This window comes from Cupriavidus sp. HE11 (genome assembly GCF_056097175.1).
The window spans coordinates 515,434-532,703 of the sequence record NZ_CP184464.1 but is presented as its reverse complement, the minus strand read 5'-3'; the positions used below and the strand labels follow the sequence as shown (position 1 = coordinate 532,703).

Sequence of the window (17,270 nt, the reverse complement as noted above, 5' to 3'; positions counted from 1 at the left end):
ACGCATGTAAAATTGTCGCACAACTTCGCCCGGCCACAAGCCGTCGGGCCGTCTCGGGCATTGTGGAGGTCTGCAACCGGATGCTGATTCATGCACGTTGGCCGCGTCTGGCGGCAGGGCAGTGCTTCCGTCGACGCGCGGTAGTGCAATGGGCGCTGGCACTGTCGATCGTGCTGGGTTCGGGTTTTCCCGTATCGGGCTATTGCGCGCACGGCTTTGCACTCCATGGCGATCTCAAGTATCCGCCGAATTTTGGCCAGTTTGACTATGTCAACGCGGACGCGCCCCAGGGCGGCACGCTGACGCTGGCCAATCCCGACCGCCGAACCAGTTTCGACAAGTTCAACCCGTTCACGCTGAAGGGCACCTCCGCGCCTGGCCTGAGTTCGCTGATGTTCGAGACGCTGCTGATCAGCAGCGCCGACGAGACGGCCAGCGCCTACGGCCTGCTGGCCGACGACGTGACGGTGGCCCCTGACCAGCTGTCGGTCACGTTCCATATTCGCCCAGAAGCCCGTTTCGTCAACGGCGATCCGGTACTGGCCGCCGACGTCAAGTATTCCTACGACATGCTGATGAGCAAGTCCGCCAGCCCGGGCTACCGCAGCATGTGCACCGACGTGAAGGCGGTGGTGGTGACCGGCGAACGTTCGATTCGCTTCGACTTCAAGCAGCGCAACGCCGAATTGCCGCTGATCGTCGGCCAGCTGCCCGTGTTCTCGAAGAAATGGACCGCCAAGGTGCCGTTCGAGAAGCTGACGTTCGAGGAGCCGATCACCAGCGGCCCGTACAAGATCGAGCGCTACGACGCCGGTCGCGGCATCGTATTCCAGCGAGATCCGAACTACTGGGGCAAGAACCTGAACGTGCGGCGTGGCACGTTCAACTTCAACCGCGTGGTGTACCGGCTCTATAAGGACGAGACCGCCAAGCTGGAGGCGTTCAAGGCGGGCGAATTCGATGCCATCGTCGAATACCGATCGAAGAACTGGGCCAAGAGCTATGTCGGCACCAAGTTCCGCGACGGCGACCTGATCAAGACCGAATTCCCGCACCGCAACGGCGCCGGCATGCAGGGTTTCGTCATGAACATGCGCAAGCCGATGTTCCAGGACGTGCGCGTGCGCCAGGCGCTGATCCTGGCGCTGGACTTCGAATGGCTGAATCGCCAGTTGTTCTATGGGGCCTACAAGCGGCTCGATAGCTGGTTCTCCAATAGCGAACTTGCCGCCAGTACCACCTTCGACGGCAGGCCCGGGGCAGGGGAACTGAAGCTGCTGGAGCCGCTGCGTGCCCAGTTGCCGGCCGAGGTGTTTGGCGCCGACGTGGTGCAGCCGACCACCACCGCGCCCCGGTCGCTGCGCGACAACCTGCGCGATGCACGGCGCCTGCTGGCTCAGGCCGGCTGGACCTACGAGGATGGTGCGCTGCGCAACGCCAAGGGCGAGCCGATGGTGTTCGAATTCCTGGATGACGGTGGCGCCATGAGCCGCGTCATCACGGCCTACGTGCGCAACCTGGAAAAGCTGGGCATCGAGGTGCACCAGCGCACCACCGACTTTGCCCTGTACCAGAAGCGGCTGGAGGATTTCGATTTCGACATGGTGTCGATCCGCTTCCCGGATTCGCAGAGCCCCGGCAACGAGCTGCGCGACCGTTTCTCGGCCGAGGCCGCCGGCATGCCCGGATCCGACAACCTGTTCGGCCTGAAGTCGCCGGCCGTGGACAAGCTCGTGGACGCCGTACTGCACGCCGAAACCCGCGAGGAACTGGTCACGGCCGGGCGCGCGCTGGACCGCGTGCTGATGCATGGCTACTACATCGTGCCGAACTGGTACAGTGCTTTCCACCGTGTGTCGTACCGCAAGGAACTGGGGTATCCGACCCGCCTGCCGTACTACTACACCGCGGAAGGCTGGATTCTTTCGAGCTGGTGGCGCAAGGACCTGGCGCCGAAGACCCAGTAACCCAGTCTTCCAGTCATCCCCACTCGGACGGCCAATGCTTGCCTATCTGCTGAAGCGCATCCTGCTGATGATCCCGACGCTGGTCGGGGTGGTGACGCTCACCTTTGTCGTGATCCAGTTCGTGCCCGGCGGCCCGGTCGAGCAGATGATGCTCGAGATGAAGGGGCGTGGCGCCGGGGGAGAAGCCAGCGGCGGTGGCGCGGAATACCGTGGCCGGCGCGGCGTGGACCCCGACAAGATCAAGGAAATCCAGGCGCTGTACGGCTTCGACAAGCCGCCGCTTGAGCGCTACCTGATGATGCTCAAGCGCTTTGCCCAGTTCGACCTGGGCCAGAGCTACTTCCAGCACCGCAGCGTGTGGGAACTGGTCAAGTCGAAGATGCCCGTATCGATCAGCCTGGGGCTCTGGACATTCTTTCTGACTTATCTGATATCGGTGCCGCTCGGCATTTCCAAGGCGATCCGGGCGGGCAGCAGATTCGACGTCATCAGCAGCATGATCGTGCTGGTGGGCTATGCCATCCCGGGCTTCGTGCTGGGCGTGCTGCTGCTGGTGCTGTTCGGTGGCGGCACCTTCGTGCAGTGGTTCCCGCTGCGCGGGCTGACTTCCGACGACTGGGACCAGCTGTCGCTGATGGGCAAGGTCATGGACTACCTGTGGCACCTGGTGCTGCCGATCACGGCGTCGGTGGTGGGCAGCTTCGCCGTGGTGACGATGCTGACCAAGAACGCTTTCCTGGAGGAAATCCGCAAGCAATACGTGCTGACGGCGCGCGCCAAGGGTTTGTCCGAGCGCCGCGTGCTGTGGAAGCACGTGTTCCGCAACGCCCTGATCCCGCTGGTCACGGGCTTCCCGGCCGCCTTCATCGGCGCTTTCTTCACGGGATCGCTGCTGATCGAGACGTTGTTCTCGCTCGATGGCCTGGGCCTGCTGTCCTATGAGGCCGTGCTGCGCCGCGACTATCCGGTGGTGCTTGGCACGCTGTACCTGTTCACGCTGATCGGGCTGGTGACGCGCCTGATCTCGGACGTTTGCTATGTCATGGTGGATCCGCGGATTCATTTCGAGGGAATGCACCGATGAAAGCTGCTGCCAAGAACGGTCTGCCGCATTCGCTGTCGCCGCGCCAGCGGGCCTGGCAGCGCTTTCGCCGCAACCGGCTGGGCTACTGGAGCCTGGTCCTCTTCGTGATCATATTCGTCTTCAGCATGGGGGCCGAACTGCTGTCGAGCGACCGGCCGCTGGTGGTGCGCTACAAGGGCGAGTACTACTTCCCTATCGTCAAGACGTACCCCGAAACCGCATTCGACGGCGACTTCCCGACGCGGGCCGATTACCTGGACCCGTTTATCCGTGACCGGATCACGTCGAATGGCAATTTCGCCATCTATCCGCCGAATCGCTATTCCTACGATTCGATCAACTACTTCGCCAAGGAGCCGAACCCGGCGCCGCCGTCGGCCGACAACTGGCTGGGCACCGACGACCGCGGCCGCGACGTGCTGGCGCGCCTGCTGTACGGCTTCCGGGTGTCGGTGCTGTTCGGCATGGCCCTGACAGTCATCGGTGTGCTGATCGGCACGCTGACCGGGGCGCTGATGGGCTTCTTCGGCGGTCGTTTCGACCTGTTTTCGCAGCGCGCCATCGAGATCTGGAGCTCGATGCCCGAGCTTTACCTGCTGATCATCTTCGCGTCGATCTTCGAGCCGAGCCTGGCACTGCTGATCATCCTGCTGTCGCTGTTCGGCTGGATGGGCCTGTCCGACTACGTGCGTGCCGAGTTCTACCGCAACCGGTCGCTGGACTACGTCAAGGCCGCACGGGCCCTGGGGCTGTCGAACGTGCAGATCATGTGGCGTCATATCCTGCCGAACAGCCTGACGCCGGTGATCACGTTCCTGCCGTTCCGCATGAGCGCGGCCATCCTGGCGCTGACCAGCCTGGACTTCCTGGGCCTGGGCGTGCCGCCGACCACGCCGAGCCTGGGCGAACTGCTGGCCCAGGGCAAGGCCAATCTCGATGCCTGGTGGATTTCGCTGTCGACGTTCGCCGTGCTGGTGGTGACACTGCTGCTGCTGACGTTCATGGGCGATGCGTTGCGTGATGCATTCGATACGCGTCTGGGTCTCGCCCAGTTGCGCGGCCGGGTGGAACCGAAGGTGCCGGCCGGCGGCGCGGCAGCGGAGGCCACATCATGAACTCCGCGAATCCCGCCATGGCGGTGAATCCCGTGTTTCCGGACCCGGTGGACATTCCCGAGCCCGGTACCAAGCTGATGTGCGTGGATCACCTGTCGGTGACTTTCGGCGACGGCGAGCACGCCACGCGCGCGGTGCGCGACGTCAGTTTCGACCTGCGGGCCGGCGAGCGCTACGCGCTGGTGGGCGAGTCCGGCTCCGGCAAGACCGTGACGGCGCTGGCCATGCTGCGGCTGGTGGAAGACGCCCGCTACCAGGGCGCCATCCGCTTCGAGGGCAAGGACCTGCTGCAGGTATCCGATCGCGAGATGCGCGGCATCCGCGGATCGGAGATCGCGATGATCTTCCAGGAACCGATGACGGCGCTGAACCCGCTCTACACGATCGGCAACCAGATCGTGGAGACGCTGGCGCTGCATGAGGGCCTGGACCGGCGCACCGCACGCGACCGCGCCATTGCGCTGCTGGAGCGCACCGGCATCAGCGACGCGGCCAACCGCTTCAACAGTTTTCCGCACCAGTTGTCGGGCGGCCAGCGCCAGCGCGCAATGATCGCCATGGCGCTGGCCTGCCGCCCCAAGCTGCTGCTGGCCGACGAGCCGACGACCGCGCTCGACGTCACGATTCGCGCGCAGATCCTGGACCTGCTGCGCAGCCTGCAGGCCGAGTTCGGCATGGCCGTGATGCTGATCACGCACGATCTGAACATGGTGCGTGCATTCGCACAGCGCGTGGGCGTGATGGAAAAGGGCGTGCTGGTGGAAACCGGCGAAACCGCCGAGGTCTTCGCCAATCCGCATCATCCGTACACACGCAAGCTGATCGACAGCCGGCCGAAGCGCGAGGTATTGCCGCTGGTGCCGCTGGCGCCGGTGCTGCTGGAAACCGACGCGTTGTGCGTCAACTATCAGAAGAAGCGTGCCGGGATTGCCGGCTGGTTCGGCAAGGAGGCATTTGCCGCGGTCAGGGACGTCACGCTGCAACTGCGCGAGGGCGAGACCGTGGGCATCGTCGGCGAATCGGGGTCTGGCAAGACCACGCTGGCGCACGCGGTGCTGGCGCTGCAGCGCAAGAGCGGCGGGGCGATCCAGTTTCTGGGCCGCAGCTTCGATGCGTGTTCGCAAAAGGAACGCAGCGCGCTGCGCAAGCGCATGCAGGTGGTGTTCCAGGACCCGTTCGGCTCGCTGTCCCCGCGCATGACGATCGAGCAGATCGTGGGCGAAGGGCTGGCCCTGCATCAGCCCGGCCTGTCAAAAGACGCCATGCGCGAACGCGTGATCGAGGCGCTGCGTGAGGTCGGGCTCGACCGCACGGCGCTGGGCCGCTATCCGCACGAGTTCTCGGGTGGACAGCGCCAGCGCATCGCCATTGCCCGCGTGCTGATCCTGAAGCCCCAGGTGCTGGTGCTGGATGAGCCGACTTCTGCACTTGATGTGTCGATCCAGCAGCAGGTATTGGCGCTGCTGTCACAGCTGCAACATAAGTACAACCTCAGCTATCTGTTCATCAGCCACGATCTGGCTGTGATTCGTGCGATGGCGCACCGAGTCATCGTCATGAAAAACGGTGAAGTGGTGGAATCAGGCGAGACGGAAACCGTACTCGGTGCGCCGCAGCATCCGTATACAAGAAAGCTGATGGCCGCAGCCCAGTTGGGCGCGGCCTGAATGATGTGCATTGCAACACGCTTTGTCACGCCGAGGTAACACGGAATCTTTATAACGATTCCGAGAAACAGAATACGTTTTTTGCGCTAATTCATTGATTTGCTGGCGCTTTGCGGGAAAGTTGTAACCATCTTTGACACGTCAAGGGTGGGTACTTTACTATCCCGCGATGAGTTTTGTCGGGGGTGGTTCGTCCGCCGCATGCAGACCTTGGGGAAGGTCGATGTTGCACGCGGCAGGTGCAGTCGTGCTGGCGTACTTCTTGCGTACGTTCCGCCCTGATGTTTTCACGCTGTCCGGCTTTGTCTGATTTGCCGGTCAGATTTGTCCGATCATCAGGAGAACCAATGCAGACGGTACTTCATTCCCTGGCGCGCGCCGCTATCGGAATTGCCATTGCCTGCGGTGCGACTGTGTCGAATGGAGTGCTGGCGGATACGGTGTTCAAGGACCCGGACGCCCGGATCGAAGCCCGCGTTGACGCGGACGCGCATCCGGAAGGCAAGCGTGGCTTGCTGTCGTCGGTGATGAACTCCACCAGCAACGTTGCCAGCAAGGCTGGCGACCTGGTCATGAACGCGCTGGGCCTGATTGGCGTGCGTTATCGCTTCGGCGGTAACAGCCCCGAATCGGGTCTGGACTGCAGCGGCTTCGTCCGCTACGTGTTCAACGACACCTTCGGCTTCATGTTGCCGCGCCGTTCCGTCGAAATGAGCCAGGTGGGCACCACCGTGGCGGTCAACGAGCTGCGTCCGGGCGATCTCGTGTTCTTCAACACGATGCGCCATACGTTCTCGCACGTTGGCATCTATATCGGCGACAACAAGTTCGTGCATGCGCCGTCGACCGGCAGCAAGATCCGCGTTGACGACATGCGTGCGTCGTACTGGGTCACGCGCTACAACGGTGCCCGCCGGATTGACGATTCGGCCCGTGGCTCGGTCGAAAACACGGGCAGCATGATCGAGACGCTCAAGCGCTTCGATCCGAACGCCCAGGGCCGTACGATGTTTGGTGGTTGACGCATCGTTCGCGCAAACAAAAAAGGACTGCTTCGGCAGTCCTTTTTTGTTGCTCATCGCCAAAATGTCTTAATACAAATACCCTACCAAAGGGTGACGTCCTCTGTCATCAGGGTGACGATTTCTGTCAGGCCCGGCGGAAGATGTGACAAGACATGTGAAAACGGAGAAGCGGCGCCTTCCTCAATGTGCCCGGCGTCCTACTGGACGGCGATTGTGCCGGCCGGTGCGGGACGCAGCCGCGCCGCCGCAAGCCTCTCGCGCAGCGCGCCAATCACGGCCGAGGTGGCCTGCTCGCCAGCCAGGATGGCCCGGTTGCGCGACGTAAAGTCGCTGCCGCCCATGTCGGGCAGGTCGGGGCGGATCACGATGTCGGCGCGGGACAGCGCCATGCGGTTGATCGACTGGCCCATGATGGCGGTGGTCTGCAGCAGCACGCCACTCTGCCCATTGTTCTTCTGGCTCGACGGATCGGCGGAGATATTCACGGCGATCACGAACTCGGCGCCCATCTCGCGCGCCGCGTCCACCGGCACCGGTTCGACCAGGCCACCGTCAACGTAATCGTGGCCGGCAATCGACACCGGCTGGAAAACGCCCGGCACGCTGCTCGATGCGCGCACGGCCTGCCCGGTATTCCCGCGCCGGAACACGATGCGCTCGCCGGTCTTCAGGTCGGTGGCGACGATGCCCAGCGGCAGCTTCATGGCCTCGATCGGGCGGTTCTTGACCAGCCGGTTCACGTAGTTCTGCAGCGCCTCGCCCTTGAGCCAGCCGCCAAACTTGGTGCCGAAGGGCAGGGCCCAGTCGGCGATGGCGGCTTCGTCCATGGTCAGCGCCAGCTTGTTGAGCTGGAAGCCGTCCATGCCGGTGGCGTAGAGCGCCGCCACCACCGATCCCGCGCTGGTGCCGGTGACGATGTCGGCATGAATGCCCTGGGCCTCCAGTGCCTTGATGACGCCAATATGCGCAAAGCCGCGCGCGGCGCCGCCACCGAGCGCCAGGCCAATCCGGACCGGTCGGGGCGCCGTGGCGACAGGCGGTACGGCGGCCGTTGTCGGCGTGGGGGCCGGGGTGGTCGGCTTCGGGCCGAACGAGCAGGCTGCCAGCAGCATGGTCGCCGAGGCGCCAAGGAAATGTCGTCGTTGCATCGAGGGTGGAAATCTAATGCGGATGTGATGTGCCGGGCATCGGCAGGCCGCGCATCGCGTCACCGGATGCGCGCGGCCTGGATTCAGACCGGTGCCAAGCATAAATGATTCCGTGGCCAGACTGGAATCGGGCAGGGCGTATAATGCAGCGTCCAACGAAAGTTCAGCGAAATCCGGCCTGCGCGCACCCGTGCGTGGGCTTTTTTGTTTCTCCCCGACCATGACACAACGCGTCCGCACCCGCTTCGCGCCGAGCCCGACCGGCTTTATCCACCTTGGCAACATTCGCTCCGCGCTTTATCCGTGGGCGTTTGCCCGCCGCATGAAGGGCGACTTCATCCTGCGTATCGAGGATACCGACGTCGAGCGCTCTTCCGAGGAAGCGGTCGACGTGATCCTGGAAGGCATGGCCTGGCTCGACCTCGATATCGACGAGGGCCCGTTCTACCAGATGCAGCGCATGGACCGGTATCGTGAGGTCGTGCGCGAGATGCTGGACAACGGCATGGCCTACCACTGCTACATGAGCACCGAGGAACTCGACGCCCTGCGCGAGGCCCAGCGCGCGGCCGGCGAAAAGCCGCGCTACAACGGCTTCTGGCGTCCGGAGCCGGGCAAGGTGCTGCCCGAGCCGCCGGCTGGCGTGCAGCCCGTGGTGCGTTTCAAGAATCCGCTAGGCGGCAGCGTGGTATGGGACGACGCCGTGAAGGGCCGCATCGAGATTTCGAACGAGGAACTCGACGACCTGGTGATTGCCCGCCCGGACGGCACCCCGACGTACAACTTCTGCGTGGTGATCGACGACCTCGACATGAAGATCACGCACGTGATCCGTGGCGACGACCACGTCAACAACACGCCGCGCCAGATCAACATCATCCGCGCGCTGGGCGGTGAAGTGCCCGTGTACGCCCACCTGCCGACCGTGCTGAACGAGCAGGGCGAGAAGATGAGCAAGCGCCATGGCGCGATGCCCGTGACCGGCTATCGCGACGAAGGCTACCTGCCCGAGGCCGTGCTGAACTACCTGGCCCGCCTGGGCTGGTCGCATGGCGATGCCGAAATCTTCACGCGCGAGCAGTTCGTCGAGTGGTTCGACCTGGATCACCTGGGCAAGTCGCCGGCGCAGTACAACCCGGAAAAGCTGGCCTGGCTGAACAACCACTACATCAAGACCGGCGACAACGCGCGCCTGGCCGACCTGACGCGCCCGTTCATCGAGGCGCTGGGTGGCACGGTGGAAGGCGTGGACCTGGTGGGCGTGGTTGCGCTGGTGAAGGACCGCGCCAACACGCTCAAGGAGGTGGCGCAGACCGCGATGCTGTTCTATCGCGGCGAGCCGCAGGCCGACGCGGCGCTGAAGACCGAGCACCTTACCGACGAGATCCGCCCGGCCGTGCAGGCCCTGGCGACCCAACTGGCCGCGTTGCCCGAGTGGAAGCGCGAAGCCATCAACGCCGCGTTCAAGGCCGTGCTGGCCGAGTTCGGGCTGAAGATGCCCAAGCTGGCCATGCCGGTGCGCCTGCTGGTGGCAGGGCAGCTGCAGACGCCGAGCATCGATGCGGTGCTGGAGCTGTTCGGTCGCGAAACGGTACTGCGCCGCCTGGCCGCCGTATAAAAATGTGCAGAAATGTCTCGGCAGGGGCTTGCGCTCAGGCCGGGACTTCAGCATAATCTCGTTCTCCCTGCTGCACGACGCAAGTCAAGCAGCCCGGTTGAAAAATCGGAAAAAGGGGCTTGCAAAAAATGGTGATTGATTTATAATCGCCGCTTCGCCGGAAAGCAGTAAATCTGGCGGCAAGCAGTAGTAAATGGCAGTAACTATGGGGCTATAGCTCAGCTGGGAGAGCGCTTGCATGGCATGCAAGAGGTCAGCGGTTCGATCCCGCTTAGCTCCACCAAAGTTTCTGTCCCCTTCGTCTAGAGGCCTAGGACATCACCCTTTCACGGTGAGTACAGGGGTTCGAATCCCCTAGGGGACGCCAGACGTTGGATGTAATCATACGTCCAGTTGGCTGTCCGGAGCGAAGCTTCGGGTAGCAACCGCAAAAAACGGAGCGGTAGTTCAGTTGGTTAGAATACCGGCCTGTCACGCCGGGGGTCGCGGGTTCGAGCCCCGTCCGCTCCGCCAGACTGAGCCCGCTTGGGTGAAACCAAGCGGGTTTTTATTTGGGTGAGAGGTGATTATCTGATAATCACTTTTCGATTTACCCGAAGCGAATGTTGTCAGCTTCGAAAAATCAAATTATAATCGCGGCCTCGCAAGTCGTTGTGATTATAAGCAGTACAGGATTGTTCGGGGCTATAGCTCAGCTGGGAGAGCGCTTGCATGGCATGCAAGAGGTCAGCGGTTCGATCCCGCTTAGCTCCACCAAGAATTTCGAAGCAACTGATGTAGTAAAAAGTTGTTTCCAGTTGCGAAAAATCTGGTAGAATGCCGGACTTCGCAGCAAACGACGGAAGACGTTGCTTGCAACAGATTTCTGTCCCCTTCGTCTAGAGGCCTAGGACATCACCCTTTCACGGTGAGTACAGGGGTTCGAATCCCCTAGGGGACGCCAAACAGCCAGGCGTAATCAAACGCCTAGCGGTTAGCCGGAATTTCCGGGTAACAGCAGAAAACGGAGCGGTAGTTCAGTTGGTTAGAATACCGGCCTGTCACGCCGGGGGTCGCGGGTTCGAGCCCCGTCCGCTCCGCCAAATTTAAAAAAGCCTGCGCAAGCAGGCTTTTTTTTCGTCCATACAGAGCGGAGGGAGCTGCCTGCGCAGCTCCCGGCGGGGCGAGAAGGGATTCGCTTGCCAGCGAATCCGCGGCCTGCGGGATGTAGGCGAGCCCCGTCCGCTCCGCCAAATTTAAAAAAGCCTGCGCAAGCAGGCTTTTTTTTCGTCCATACGAAACGGAAGGAACTGCCTGCGCAGCTCCCGGTGGGGCGAGAAGGGATTCCGGTTGCAAACGAGTCCGCGGCATGCGGGTTGATTCCGTCCATTGCCAGCCCCCAAAAAGAAAGCCTGCTTATGCAGGCTTTCTTTTCTTGCGCTCACGGGTCCGGCAGGGATGGGTATTACGCCACCGTCGCCACCTCTCGTGCCTCCGTAGCCTTTACCCGGCTCACCTGCCTGAAATACCGTACCAGCAGCGTGCCGGCTATCGCCAGGCTGATGCTGTTGGCCATCCAGAAGCCCGCTGCGCCGCGCGTGAAGGCCGGCATGGCGTCGATCAGGCCGAAGCCGAGCACGTAGCCGCCGCCGAGGCCTACGCCCCATAGCGAGCCCGCATAGATCAGCGTCGGGATCAATGCGATCTTGTACGCGCGGAGGATGAACGCGCTCATCACCTGGATGGCGTCAAAGGCCTGGTAGAACGCCACGAACAGCATCAGCGGCAAGGCCTTGGCAACCACGGCCGGATCCTTGGCGTACGCGTGCAGTAGCGGTTCACGCAGCAGCCACAACAGCGCACCCGTGACCAGCGCCAGGCTGGCGCCAAAACGGATACCTCGCCAGCCGATGCGCCGCGCACCCAGCATGTCGCGCGCGCCAATGGCTTGTGCCACGAGCGTCGACGTGGCAATCGACAACGACAACGGCATCATGTACGCCACCGCGCTCAGGTTGGCGATGATCTGATGCCCCGCGAGTGTTTCCGTGCCCAGTCGCGTGATGAAGATCGACATCAGCGTGAACGAGGTGATCTCGATCAGGTAGGTCAGTCCCATCGGCACCCCGAGGCGCAGCAGCGGACGGATGCGATCCCAGCGCGGCCATTCCCAGCGCGTGAAGATGGCCAGCGGCTGGTAGGCGGCCCCAAGGCGCAGGATAGCCAGCCCGGACAGGCACCACGTCCACGTGATCAGCGTAGAGGCTAGCGCGCACCCGGGCCCGCCCATCGCCGGTACGCCAAAACCGCCGTGGATGAACCACGCATTGAGCGGCACCTTGAGCATCAGCCCGGCAATCTGCAGCACGGTGACCATGATCGGCCGCGACAGCGCATTGTTCAGCGCCATATAAATACGAAACGCCAGCCCAGCGGGCAAGCCGAACGCCACGATATGCAGATAGCGCGATGCCTTGTCCACCAGTTCGGGCGGGGCCTTGGCAAAGGCCAGCAGTGGGGCGGGGAACAGTAACAGCAGCATCCCGGGGATGGCTAGCGCCAGGCCAAGCCATGCGGCCTGGCGGACTTCGGCGCCAATCTCGGCGGTGCGTCCGGCGCCGTACAGCTGCCCGGCGACCGGCGCAAGCGCCTGGAGTACCCCCATCAGGCTGATATAGACCGTGACGTAGATGGAGCCGCCCAGGCCGACCGCAGCCAGATCGGTTGCCGAGGCCCGGCCGGCCATGATGGTGTCGGTGACGCCAAAGGCGATCACGGCCAGTTGTCCGACCAGTACCGGGGCGGCCAGGTGAACGATGCGACGAAGATCCTGCAGCGCGCTGCTCATCGTGGATGTTGGGTTGGAGGCGCACCCGGCGCGCGGGCCGGGGCAGCGTTCGCGGACGGCTGGCCGCCCGCGCGTTGGAAGGGGTTACTGCGGCGGCAGGCGGCGTCGCGACGGTGTCTGCGCGGGCTTGGCCTGCGAGGTGTCGACCAGCCGATACAGGCGGAACCGTTCATCGCGGTCAGCCGGGCGCCGGCCTTCCCAGATCAGGCGCCATTCGAAATGCGAGACATTGCTCGGCGCGCCGTAGTCCACGGCATCGTGGCGCAGCAGCACGTCGCAGCCGTCGCCGGGGCCGCCAAAGCGGATATGGCCGAAGTATGCAAACGAAGCGAGTTGCGCGTCGCCCATTCGGATCGGCTGCACGCACTCGTACGTGGGTGGCAGCGCCAGGGCGGCCGCCTTTGCCACGTCACGGTAGGTCTTGCCATAGTTGATCGACGGCAGCCATAGCGTCATCGCCATGACCCACATCAGCGTCGTGCCGGCGGCCGAGATTACCACCGGGCGCCAGATCTGCTTGGGCGCGCGCGACAGCCGCCAGCGCACGACCAGCACCCAGGCTACGGTGGCGGCCAGCGCGATGACAACGGCGCTGATCGTGAACGTGTGCTCGAAGCCGGGAATCTGCCGGAACACGTTGTTGGCGACCTTGGGCGGCCAGCCCGTGGTCTTGGCGATCCACATGAACCACACCGTGCCGCCGAAGATCGTGAAGAAGATGAGGGCGAACCAGTCCACCGCATTGATCGCTGCGCGCGGCAACGTGGGCAGTGCGAAGGCGGCCAGGATTGCCATCGGCGGCAGCAGCAGGATGAACTGAACGTCGCCTGGGCTGCGTTGCAGCACCAGCAGCAGGAACAGCATCGCCAGGATAGCCAGCGGCAGTGTGACGTGCGGGGCACGCCGCATGCCGCGCCACGACAGCCAGGCAAAGGCCGCGATCGGCCAGACCGGCCAGGCGAACAGCAGGAAGTTGCGCGCGATAAAGCCTGCGGTGGGCAGCGTCGGCAGGCCGTAGGTGTGGCGGTCGTAGCGGGCCCACTCGCGGATATACGTCACACCATCTTCGGTGGCGGCGGCACCCAGGTAGACCGCGGCCATCCATGCGGCCACCAGCGCCAGCGCGAGGGGTACGCCGATGATCAGCAGCCGCTTCGATGGCACCGGCTTCGAGACGGCGCCTGCGATCAGCGCCGCACCCATCAGCGCCGCAGCCAGAATCGGACCGCTGGCCAGGCACAGGGCCGCCAGCCCGACGCCAAACCAGAGACTGCCCTGCACGGGCTTGTCGAGGCTGCGCACCATGCCGTACAGCATGAAGGCGATAAAGCAGACCTGGCCGACCTGCGCGGTGGTTTCGTGACCGCGCATCGCCAGGCCCACGCAGGCCAGGAAAATCAGCAGAGCTCCGTCAGCCAGGGCGCGGCCGTACGATCGGGCGTCGGGCTGGCCGCCAAAGGCGAAGGCAAAAGGCTGCACTTCGTCGCGGCGACCCAGCAGGTAGGTCGAATACCAGATAAAGGCGCAGGTGGCGAAGTAGAACAGGGCCGTCGCCAGGCGGGATGCATCGGGCGCGCCCAGCCAGCCGCCAAACAGGCGGATCATCAGCCCGCCCACCCAGTACACCAGGGGGCCATCCTCGCTGAACGTGCGGCCCACGATATTGGGCATCAGCCAGTCCTGCAGGTTGCCCGAGCCGAGCTGCCACATCACGCCGAAACCCGCGGCATCCTCGTTCTTCCACGGATCGCGCCCGAACAGGCCGGTCAGTCCATAGATGATGCAGATCGCCAGCAGCAGGTAGCGCGGCAGCGCGCCGGTAGCGGCGGCGGTCAGGTGGACGGGAGAGGTCTTGGTGGCTTGGGACATCGGCAGTAAATCGGGGTCGCCCTGCTTGAGCGTGCGCGAAACGCTATTGTGGGCCACAAATGCAAAGAGGCAGCCGATGCTGCCTCTTTGTCAGGTTGCGCGTGCCAGCAGCATCTGCCCTGGTGCGCGCCGCAGTCGCTTGGTAGCGTCGGCCAATTACTTCTTGGCGGCCAGCTTGCTGCCGAACTTCTGACGGAACTTCTCGACGCGGCCGGCCGTGTCCATGATCTTCTGTTGGCCGGTGTAGAACGGATGCGATTCCGACGACACTTCGATCTTGGCCAGCGGGTAGGTCTTGCCTTCGTGTTCGATCGTGTCCTTGGTCTGGATCGTCGAGCGGGTCACGAACTTGAAGTCGTTCGACACGTCGTGGAACAGGACTTCGCGATAATTCGGGTGAATGCCTTCTTTCATGGTGCTTCCTTTCAGGTTGGGTAGCCAGTCCGCTCCGTGGTGCCGCAGCCTGCTTGCGACGAGCGAACCACTTGCCGATAACGGGCAAACCGGGATTATGGCAGAAAAACAAGGGGCTGGGCAATATCCGGGGCCCGATTTCGCATGCTTTGGAAGCACGACTTTTTGGTGGTCTATACGCCACTCGCCGCGGGGTCCTGCCGGTAGAACTGCCGAAGGACGTCATAGAGCACAGGCCAATGCTCGTGAAGGCCGCGTGGATCGACAAAAAATGACTCGGACGCCACCGCGAAGAACTCGCTTGGCGCCTCGCAGCCATACGGATCGATGACGCGCAGGCGTGGGGGCAGCCGTTCCGGGTGCTCCCAGGTGGCATCGGGCAGCGCTTCGCACGCATCAGCGAACGCATCGTATTCAGTGAGAAGGGTCTCAGCCCATTGCTCGGCATCGATGCCGGGATGCAGCACGCGCGAGAAGGGCGGCACGCCATCAGGCTCGCCGTCAAGCATGTCGAGCTTGTGGGCGAACTCATGGATGACCACGTTATACGAGTCCGAGCCGTTGTCGATGCCCGACCCGGGCATGTTCACGTCCTGCCAGGACAGGATCACGGGGCCGTGCTCCCAGGCTTCGCCGCTGGCTTCCTCCTCGACGCCGTGCACCAGGCCGATATCGTCCTCGACGGTCTTGCGGATCAGGAACTCGCCCGGATACAGCACGATGCCGTGCCAGCCGCGATACCACTCGATGCCGAGTTTCAGGATCGGCACGCAGGCCTGCACGGCCACGCCCACCACCATCTCGTCGGTCAGTTCCAGCTCATGCGCGGTCGAGTATTCCTTGCTGGCGATAAACAGCGTAGCCAGTTCTCGCAGGGTGGCCAGGTCGTCGGGGCCATAGCGCCGGACGAACGGCAGCGCCGCGACGGTGCGGTCCCACAGGTCGTCCGGGATGGCGTAGTGCGCTAGCTTGCGTTCGCGCGACCGGGCGCGCAGGTAGCTGGACAGTTTGCCGAACATGTTGAGCGCGGGATCGGTGCGGAATCGGTATGGGCGGAAAAGAAAAAAGGCGCACCCAAAGGGTACGCCTTTTCATGCCGGTGGCAACTGCCCGATGTCAGCCGCCGCGACGCATCATGTCGAAGAACTCTGCGTTGTTCTTCGTCGGCTTCATCTTGTCCAGGATGAATTCCATCGCCTGGACTTCGTCCATGTCCGAGATGAACTTGCGCAGGATCCAGATCTTCTGGAGGATTTCCGGCTTGATCAGCAGTTCCTCGCGGCGCGTGCCCGACTTGTTCAGGTTGATGGCCGGGTACACACGCTTTTCCGCCAGGCGGCGTTCCAGGTGCACTTCCATGTTGCCGGTGCCCTTGAACTCTTCGTAGATCACGTCGTCCATGCGGCTGCCGGTTTCGATCAGCGCCGTGGCGATGATGGTCAGCGAACCGCCTTCTTCTAGGTTACGCGCGGCACCGAAGAAACGCTTCGGGCGCTGCAGCGCGTTGGCGTCCACACCACCGGTCAGCACCTTGCCCGAGGCCGGCACCACCGTGTTGTAGGCGCGTGCCAGACGGGTGATCGAGTCCAGCAGGATCACCACGTCGCGCTTCAGTTCCACCAGGCGCTTGGCCTTCTCGATGACCATTTCGGCCACCTGCACGTGACGGATCGCCGGTTCGTCGAACGTCGACGCCACCACCTCGCCGCGCACCGAGCGCTGCATTTCGGTCACTTCTTCCGGGCGCTCGTCGATCAGCAGCACGAACAGGTCGGCTTCCGGATGGTTGTTGGCAATCGCGTGGGCGATATGCTGCAGCATCACGGTCTTGCCGGACTTCGGCGATGCCACCAGCAGCGCGCGCTGGCCGCGGCCGATCGGGGCGATCATGTCGATGATCCGGCCGGTGATGTTTTCTTCGGCGCGGATGTCGCGTTCGAGCGTGAGCGGCCGGTTCGGATGCAGCGGCGTCAGGTTCTCGAACATGATGCGGTTCTTCACCGCTTCGGGCGGCTGCCCGTTGACCTTGTCCACCTTGACCAGCGCAAAGTAGCGCTCGCCGTCCTTCGGCGTGCGCACTTCGCCTTCGATCGAGTCGCCGGTATGAAGGTTGAAGCGGCGGATCTGCGACGGGCTGATGTAGATGTCGTCCGTGCTGGCCAGGTACGACGTTTCCGGCGAGCGCAGGAAACCGAAGCCATCGGGCAGAACTTCCAGCGTGCCGTCTCCGTAGATGGTTTCGCCCATCTTGGCGCGCTTCTTCAGGATCGCAAACATCAGTTCCTGTTTGCGCATCCGTTGTGCATTGTCGATCTCGAGCGTAGCCGCCATTTCGAGAAGCGCAGACACGTGAAGCGATTTGAGTTCTGTCAGGTGCATAGACAAGGGGTACAGAAGGGGCCCGGACGGGCAAGACCTAAGGAGGGGGAAGGAATGAGCGAACGCTCGGGGAAGCTGTTGGGTCGCATCTTAGCACAAACCGGCCGGCGCGCCAGAGCTGGCGCACGCGAGGCCGGATCATGCCGGGCCGGCGCAC

At 63.3% G+C, this 17,270-nt stretch carries 12 protein-coding genes and 6 tRNA genes; 12 read left to right on the top strand and 6 right to left on the bottom strand.

Annotated features, from left to right (window positions below):
- Positions 1-80: 80 nt before the first annotated feature.
- From ACOABP_RS02435 to ACOABP_RS02415, 5 genes are all read left to right on the top strand, one after another.
- Positions 81-1,967, top strand: a complete 1,887-nt coding sequence (locus ACOABP_RS02435) for an extracellular solute-binding protein (protein ID WP_474226811.1) — start codon at positions 81-83, stop codon at positions 1,965-1,967.
- 34 nt (positions 1,968-2,001) lie between these two features.
- Positions 2,002-3,051: a microcin C ABC transporter permease YejB gene (locus ACOABP_RS02430; protein WP_066734400.1), complete on the top strand. Its 1,050-nt coding sequence runs from the start codon at positions 2,002-2,004 to the stop codon at positions 3,049-3,051.
- Entirely contained in the window at positions 3,048-4,166 is a 1,119-nt protein-coding gene (locus ACOABP_RS02425) for an ABC transporter permease (RefSeq protein ID WP_474226810.1), read from the top strand. The genes ACOABP_RS02430 and ACOABP_RS02425 overlap by 4 nt, the downstream gene beginning before the upstream one ends.
- A 17-nt stretch (positions 4,167-4,183) precedes the next feature.
- The gene (locus tag ACOABP_RS02420) at positions 4,184-5,833 is read left to right on the top strand and encodes an ABC transporter ATP-binding protein (protein ID WP_474227756.1); all 1,650 of its coding nucleotides are present in this window, start codon (positions 4,184-4,186) and stop codon (positions 5,831-5,833) included.
- Positions 5,834-6,180: 347 nt separating this feature from the next.
- Positions 6,181-6,855 (top strand): C40 family peptidase, encoded by a 675-nt coding sequence (locus ACOABP_RS02415; protein ID WP_066734394.1) that lies wholly within the window; start codon positions 6,181-6,183, stop codon positions 6,853-6,855.
- A 200-nt stretch (positions 6,856-7,055) separates the two neighbouring features.
- On the opposite strand, the gene ACOABP_RS02410 is transcribed toward ACOABP_RS02415, so the two are convergent.
- Positions 7,056-8,006 (bottom strand): patatin-like phospholipase family protein, encoded by a 951-nt coding sequence (locus ACOABP_RS02410; protein ID WP_474226809.1) that lies wholly within the window; start codon positions 8,004-8,006, stop codon positions 7,056-7,058.
- 220 nt (positions 8,007-8,226) lie between these two features.
- Between ACOABP_RS02410 and gltX the strand changes: the two genes are divergently transcribed.
- From gltX to ACOABP_RS02375, 7 genes are all read left to right on the top strand, one after another.
- Positions 8,227-9,624, top strand: coding sequence for a glutamate--tRNA ligase (gene gltX / locus ACOABP_RS02405; protein ID WP_474226808.1), 1,398 nt, complete (start codon positions 8,227-8,229; stop codon positions 9,622-9,624).
- A 207-nt stretch (positions 9,625-9,831) separates the two neighbouring features.
- Positions 9,832-9,907: transfer RNA gene (locus ACOABP_RS02400), tRNA-Ala, on the top strand.
- Between the two features lie 8 nt (positions 9,908-9,915).
- Positions 9,916-9,991, top strand: a tRNA-Glu gene (locus ACOABP_RS02395).
- Between the two features lie 69 nt (positions 9,992-10,060).
- Positions 10,061-10,137, top strand: a tRNA-Asp gene (locus ACOABP_RS02390).
- Positions 10,138-10,304: 167 nt separating this feature from the next.
- A tRNA-Ala gene (locus ACOABP_RS02385) sits at positions 10,305-10,380 on the top strand.
- Between the two features lie 111 nt (positions 10,381-10,491).
- Positions 10,492-10,567 (top strand) — tRNA-Glu (locus ACOABP_RS02380).
- Between the two features lie 62 nt (positions 10,568-10,629).
- Positions 10,630-10,706: transfer RNA gene (locus tag ACOABP_RS02375), tRNA-Asp, on the top strand.
- Positions 10,707-11,068: 362 nt separating this feature from the next.
- On the opposite strand, the gene ACOABP_RS02370 is transcribed toward ACOABP_RS02375, so the two are convergent.
- The 5 genes from ACOABP_RS02370 to rho form a co-directional block, all read right to left on the bottom strand.
- On the bottom strand, positions 11,069-12,451 hold the full coding sequence (locus ACOABP_RS02370; protein WP_474226807.1) for an MATE family efflux transporter: 1,383 nt from the start codon (positions 12,449-12,451) through the stop codon (positions 11,069-11,071).
- Between the two features lie 84 nt (positions 12,452-12,535).
- A complete protein-coding gene (locus tag ACOABP_RS02365) occupies positions 12,536-14,320 on the bottom strand; it encodes an ArnT family glycosyltransferase (protein WP_474226806.1) in 1,785 nt (594 codons plus the stop codon).
- Between the two features lie 156 nt (positions 14,321-14,476).
- On the bottom strand, positions 14,477-14,734 hold the full coding sequence (locus ACOABP_RS02360) for a type B 50S ribosomal protein L31 (RefSeq protein ID WP_061959698.1): 258 nt from the start codon (positions 14,732-14,734) through the stop codon (positions 14,477-14,479).
- 173 nt (positions 14,735-14,907) lie between these two features.
- On the bottom strand, positions 14,908-15,753 hold the full coding sequence (locus ACOABP_RS02355) for a M90 family metallopeptidase (RefSeq protein ID WP_474226805.1): 846 nt from the start codon (positions 15,751-15,753) through the stop codon (positions 14,908-14,910).
- A gap of 97 nt (positions 15,754-15,850) precedes the next feature.
- Positions 15,851-17,113 carry a transcription termination factor Rho gene (rho, locus tag ACOABP_RS02350; RefSeq protein ID WP_066734373.1) on the bottom strand — a complete coding sequence of 421 codons (1,263 nt, stop codon included), beginning with the start codon at positions 17,111-17,113 and terminating at the stop codon, positions 15,851-15,853.
- Positions 17,114-17,270 lie beyond the last annotated feature (157 nt).

Bases quoted from the DNA above. Each gene is read 5' to 3' on its own strand.
- ACOABP_RS02355 (WP_474226805.1), bottom strand. From the start codon at position 15,753: ATGTTCGGCAAACTGTCCAGCTACCTGCGCGCCCGGTCGCGCGAACGC.
- ACOABP_RS02415 (WP_066734394.1), top strand. From the start codon at position 6,181: ATGCAGACGGTACTTCATTCCCTGGCGCGCGCCGCTATCGGAATTGCC.
- ACOABP_RS02430 (WP_066734400.1), top strand. From the start codon at position 2,002: ATGCTTGCCTATCTGCTGAAGCGCATCCTGCTGATGATCCCGACGCTG.
- ACOABP_RS02360 (WP_061959698.1), bottom strand. From the start codon at position 14,734: ATGAAAGAAGGCATTCACCCGAATTATCGCGAAGTCCTGTTCCACGAC.
- ACOABP_RS02420 (WP_474227756.1), top strand. From the start codon at position 4,184: ATGGCGGTGAATCCCGTGTTTCCGGACCCGGTGGACATTCCCGAGCCC.
- ACOABP_RS02365 (WP_474226806.1), bottom strand. From the start codon at position 14,320: ATGTCCCAAGCCACCAAGACCTCTCCCGTCCACCTGACCGCCGCCGCT.
- gltX (WP_474226808.1), top strand. From the start codon at position 8,227: ATGACACAACGCGTCCGCACCCGCTTCGCGCCGAGCCCGACCGGCTTT.
- ACOABP_RS02435 (WP_474226811.1), top strand. From the start codon at position 81: ATGCTGATTCATGCACGTTGGCCGCGTCTGGCGGCAGGGCAGTGCTTC.
- ACOABP_RS02370 (WP_474226807.1), bottom strand. From the start codon at position 12,451: ATGAGCAGCGCGCTGCAGGATCTTCGTCGCATCGTTCACCTGGCCGCC.
- ACOABP_RS02425 (WP_474226810.1), top strand. From the start codon at position 3,048: ATGAAAGCTGCTGCCAAGAACGGTCTGCCGCATTCGCTGTCGCCGCGC.
- rho (WP_066734373.1), bottom strand. From the start codon at position 17,113: ATGCACCTGACAGAACTCAAATCGCTTCACGTGTCTGCGCTTCTCGAA.
- ACOABP_RS02410 (WP_474226809.1), bottom strand. From the start codon at position 8,006: ATGCAACGACGACATTTCCTTGGCGCCTCGGCGACCATGCTGCTGGCA.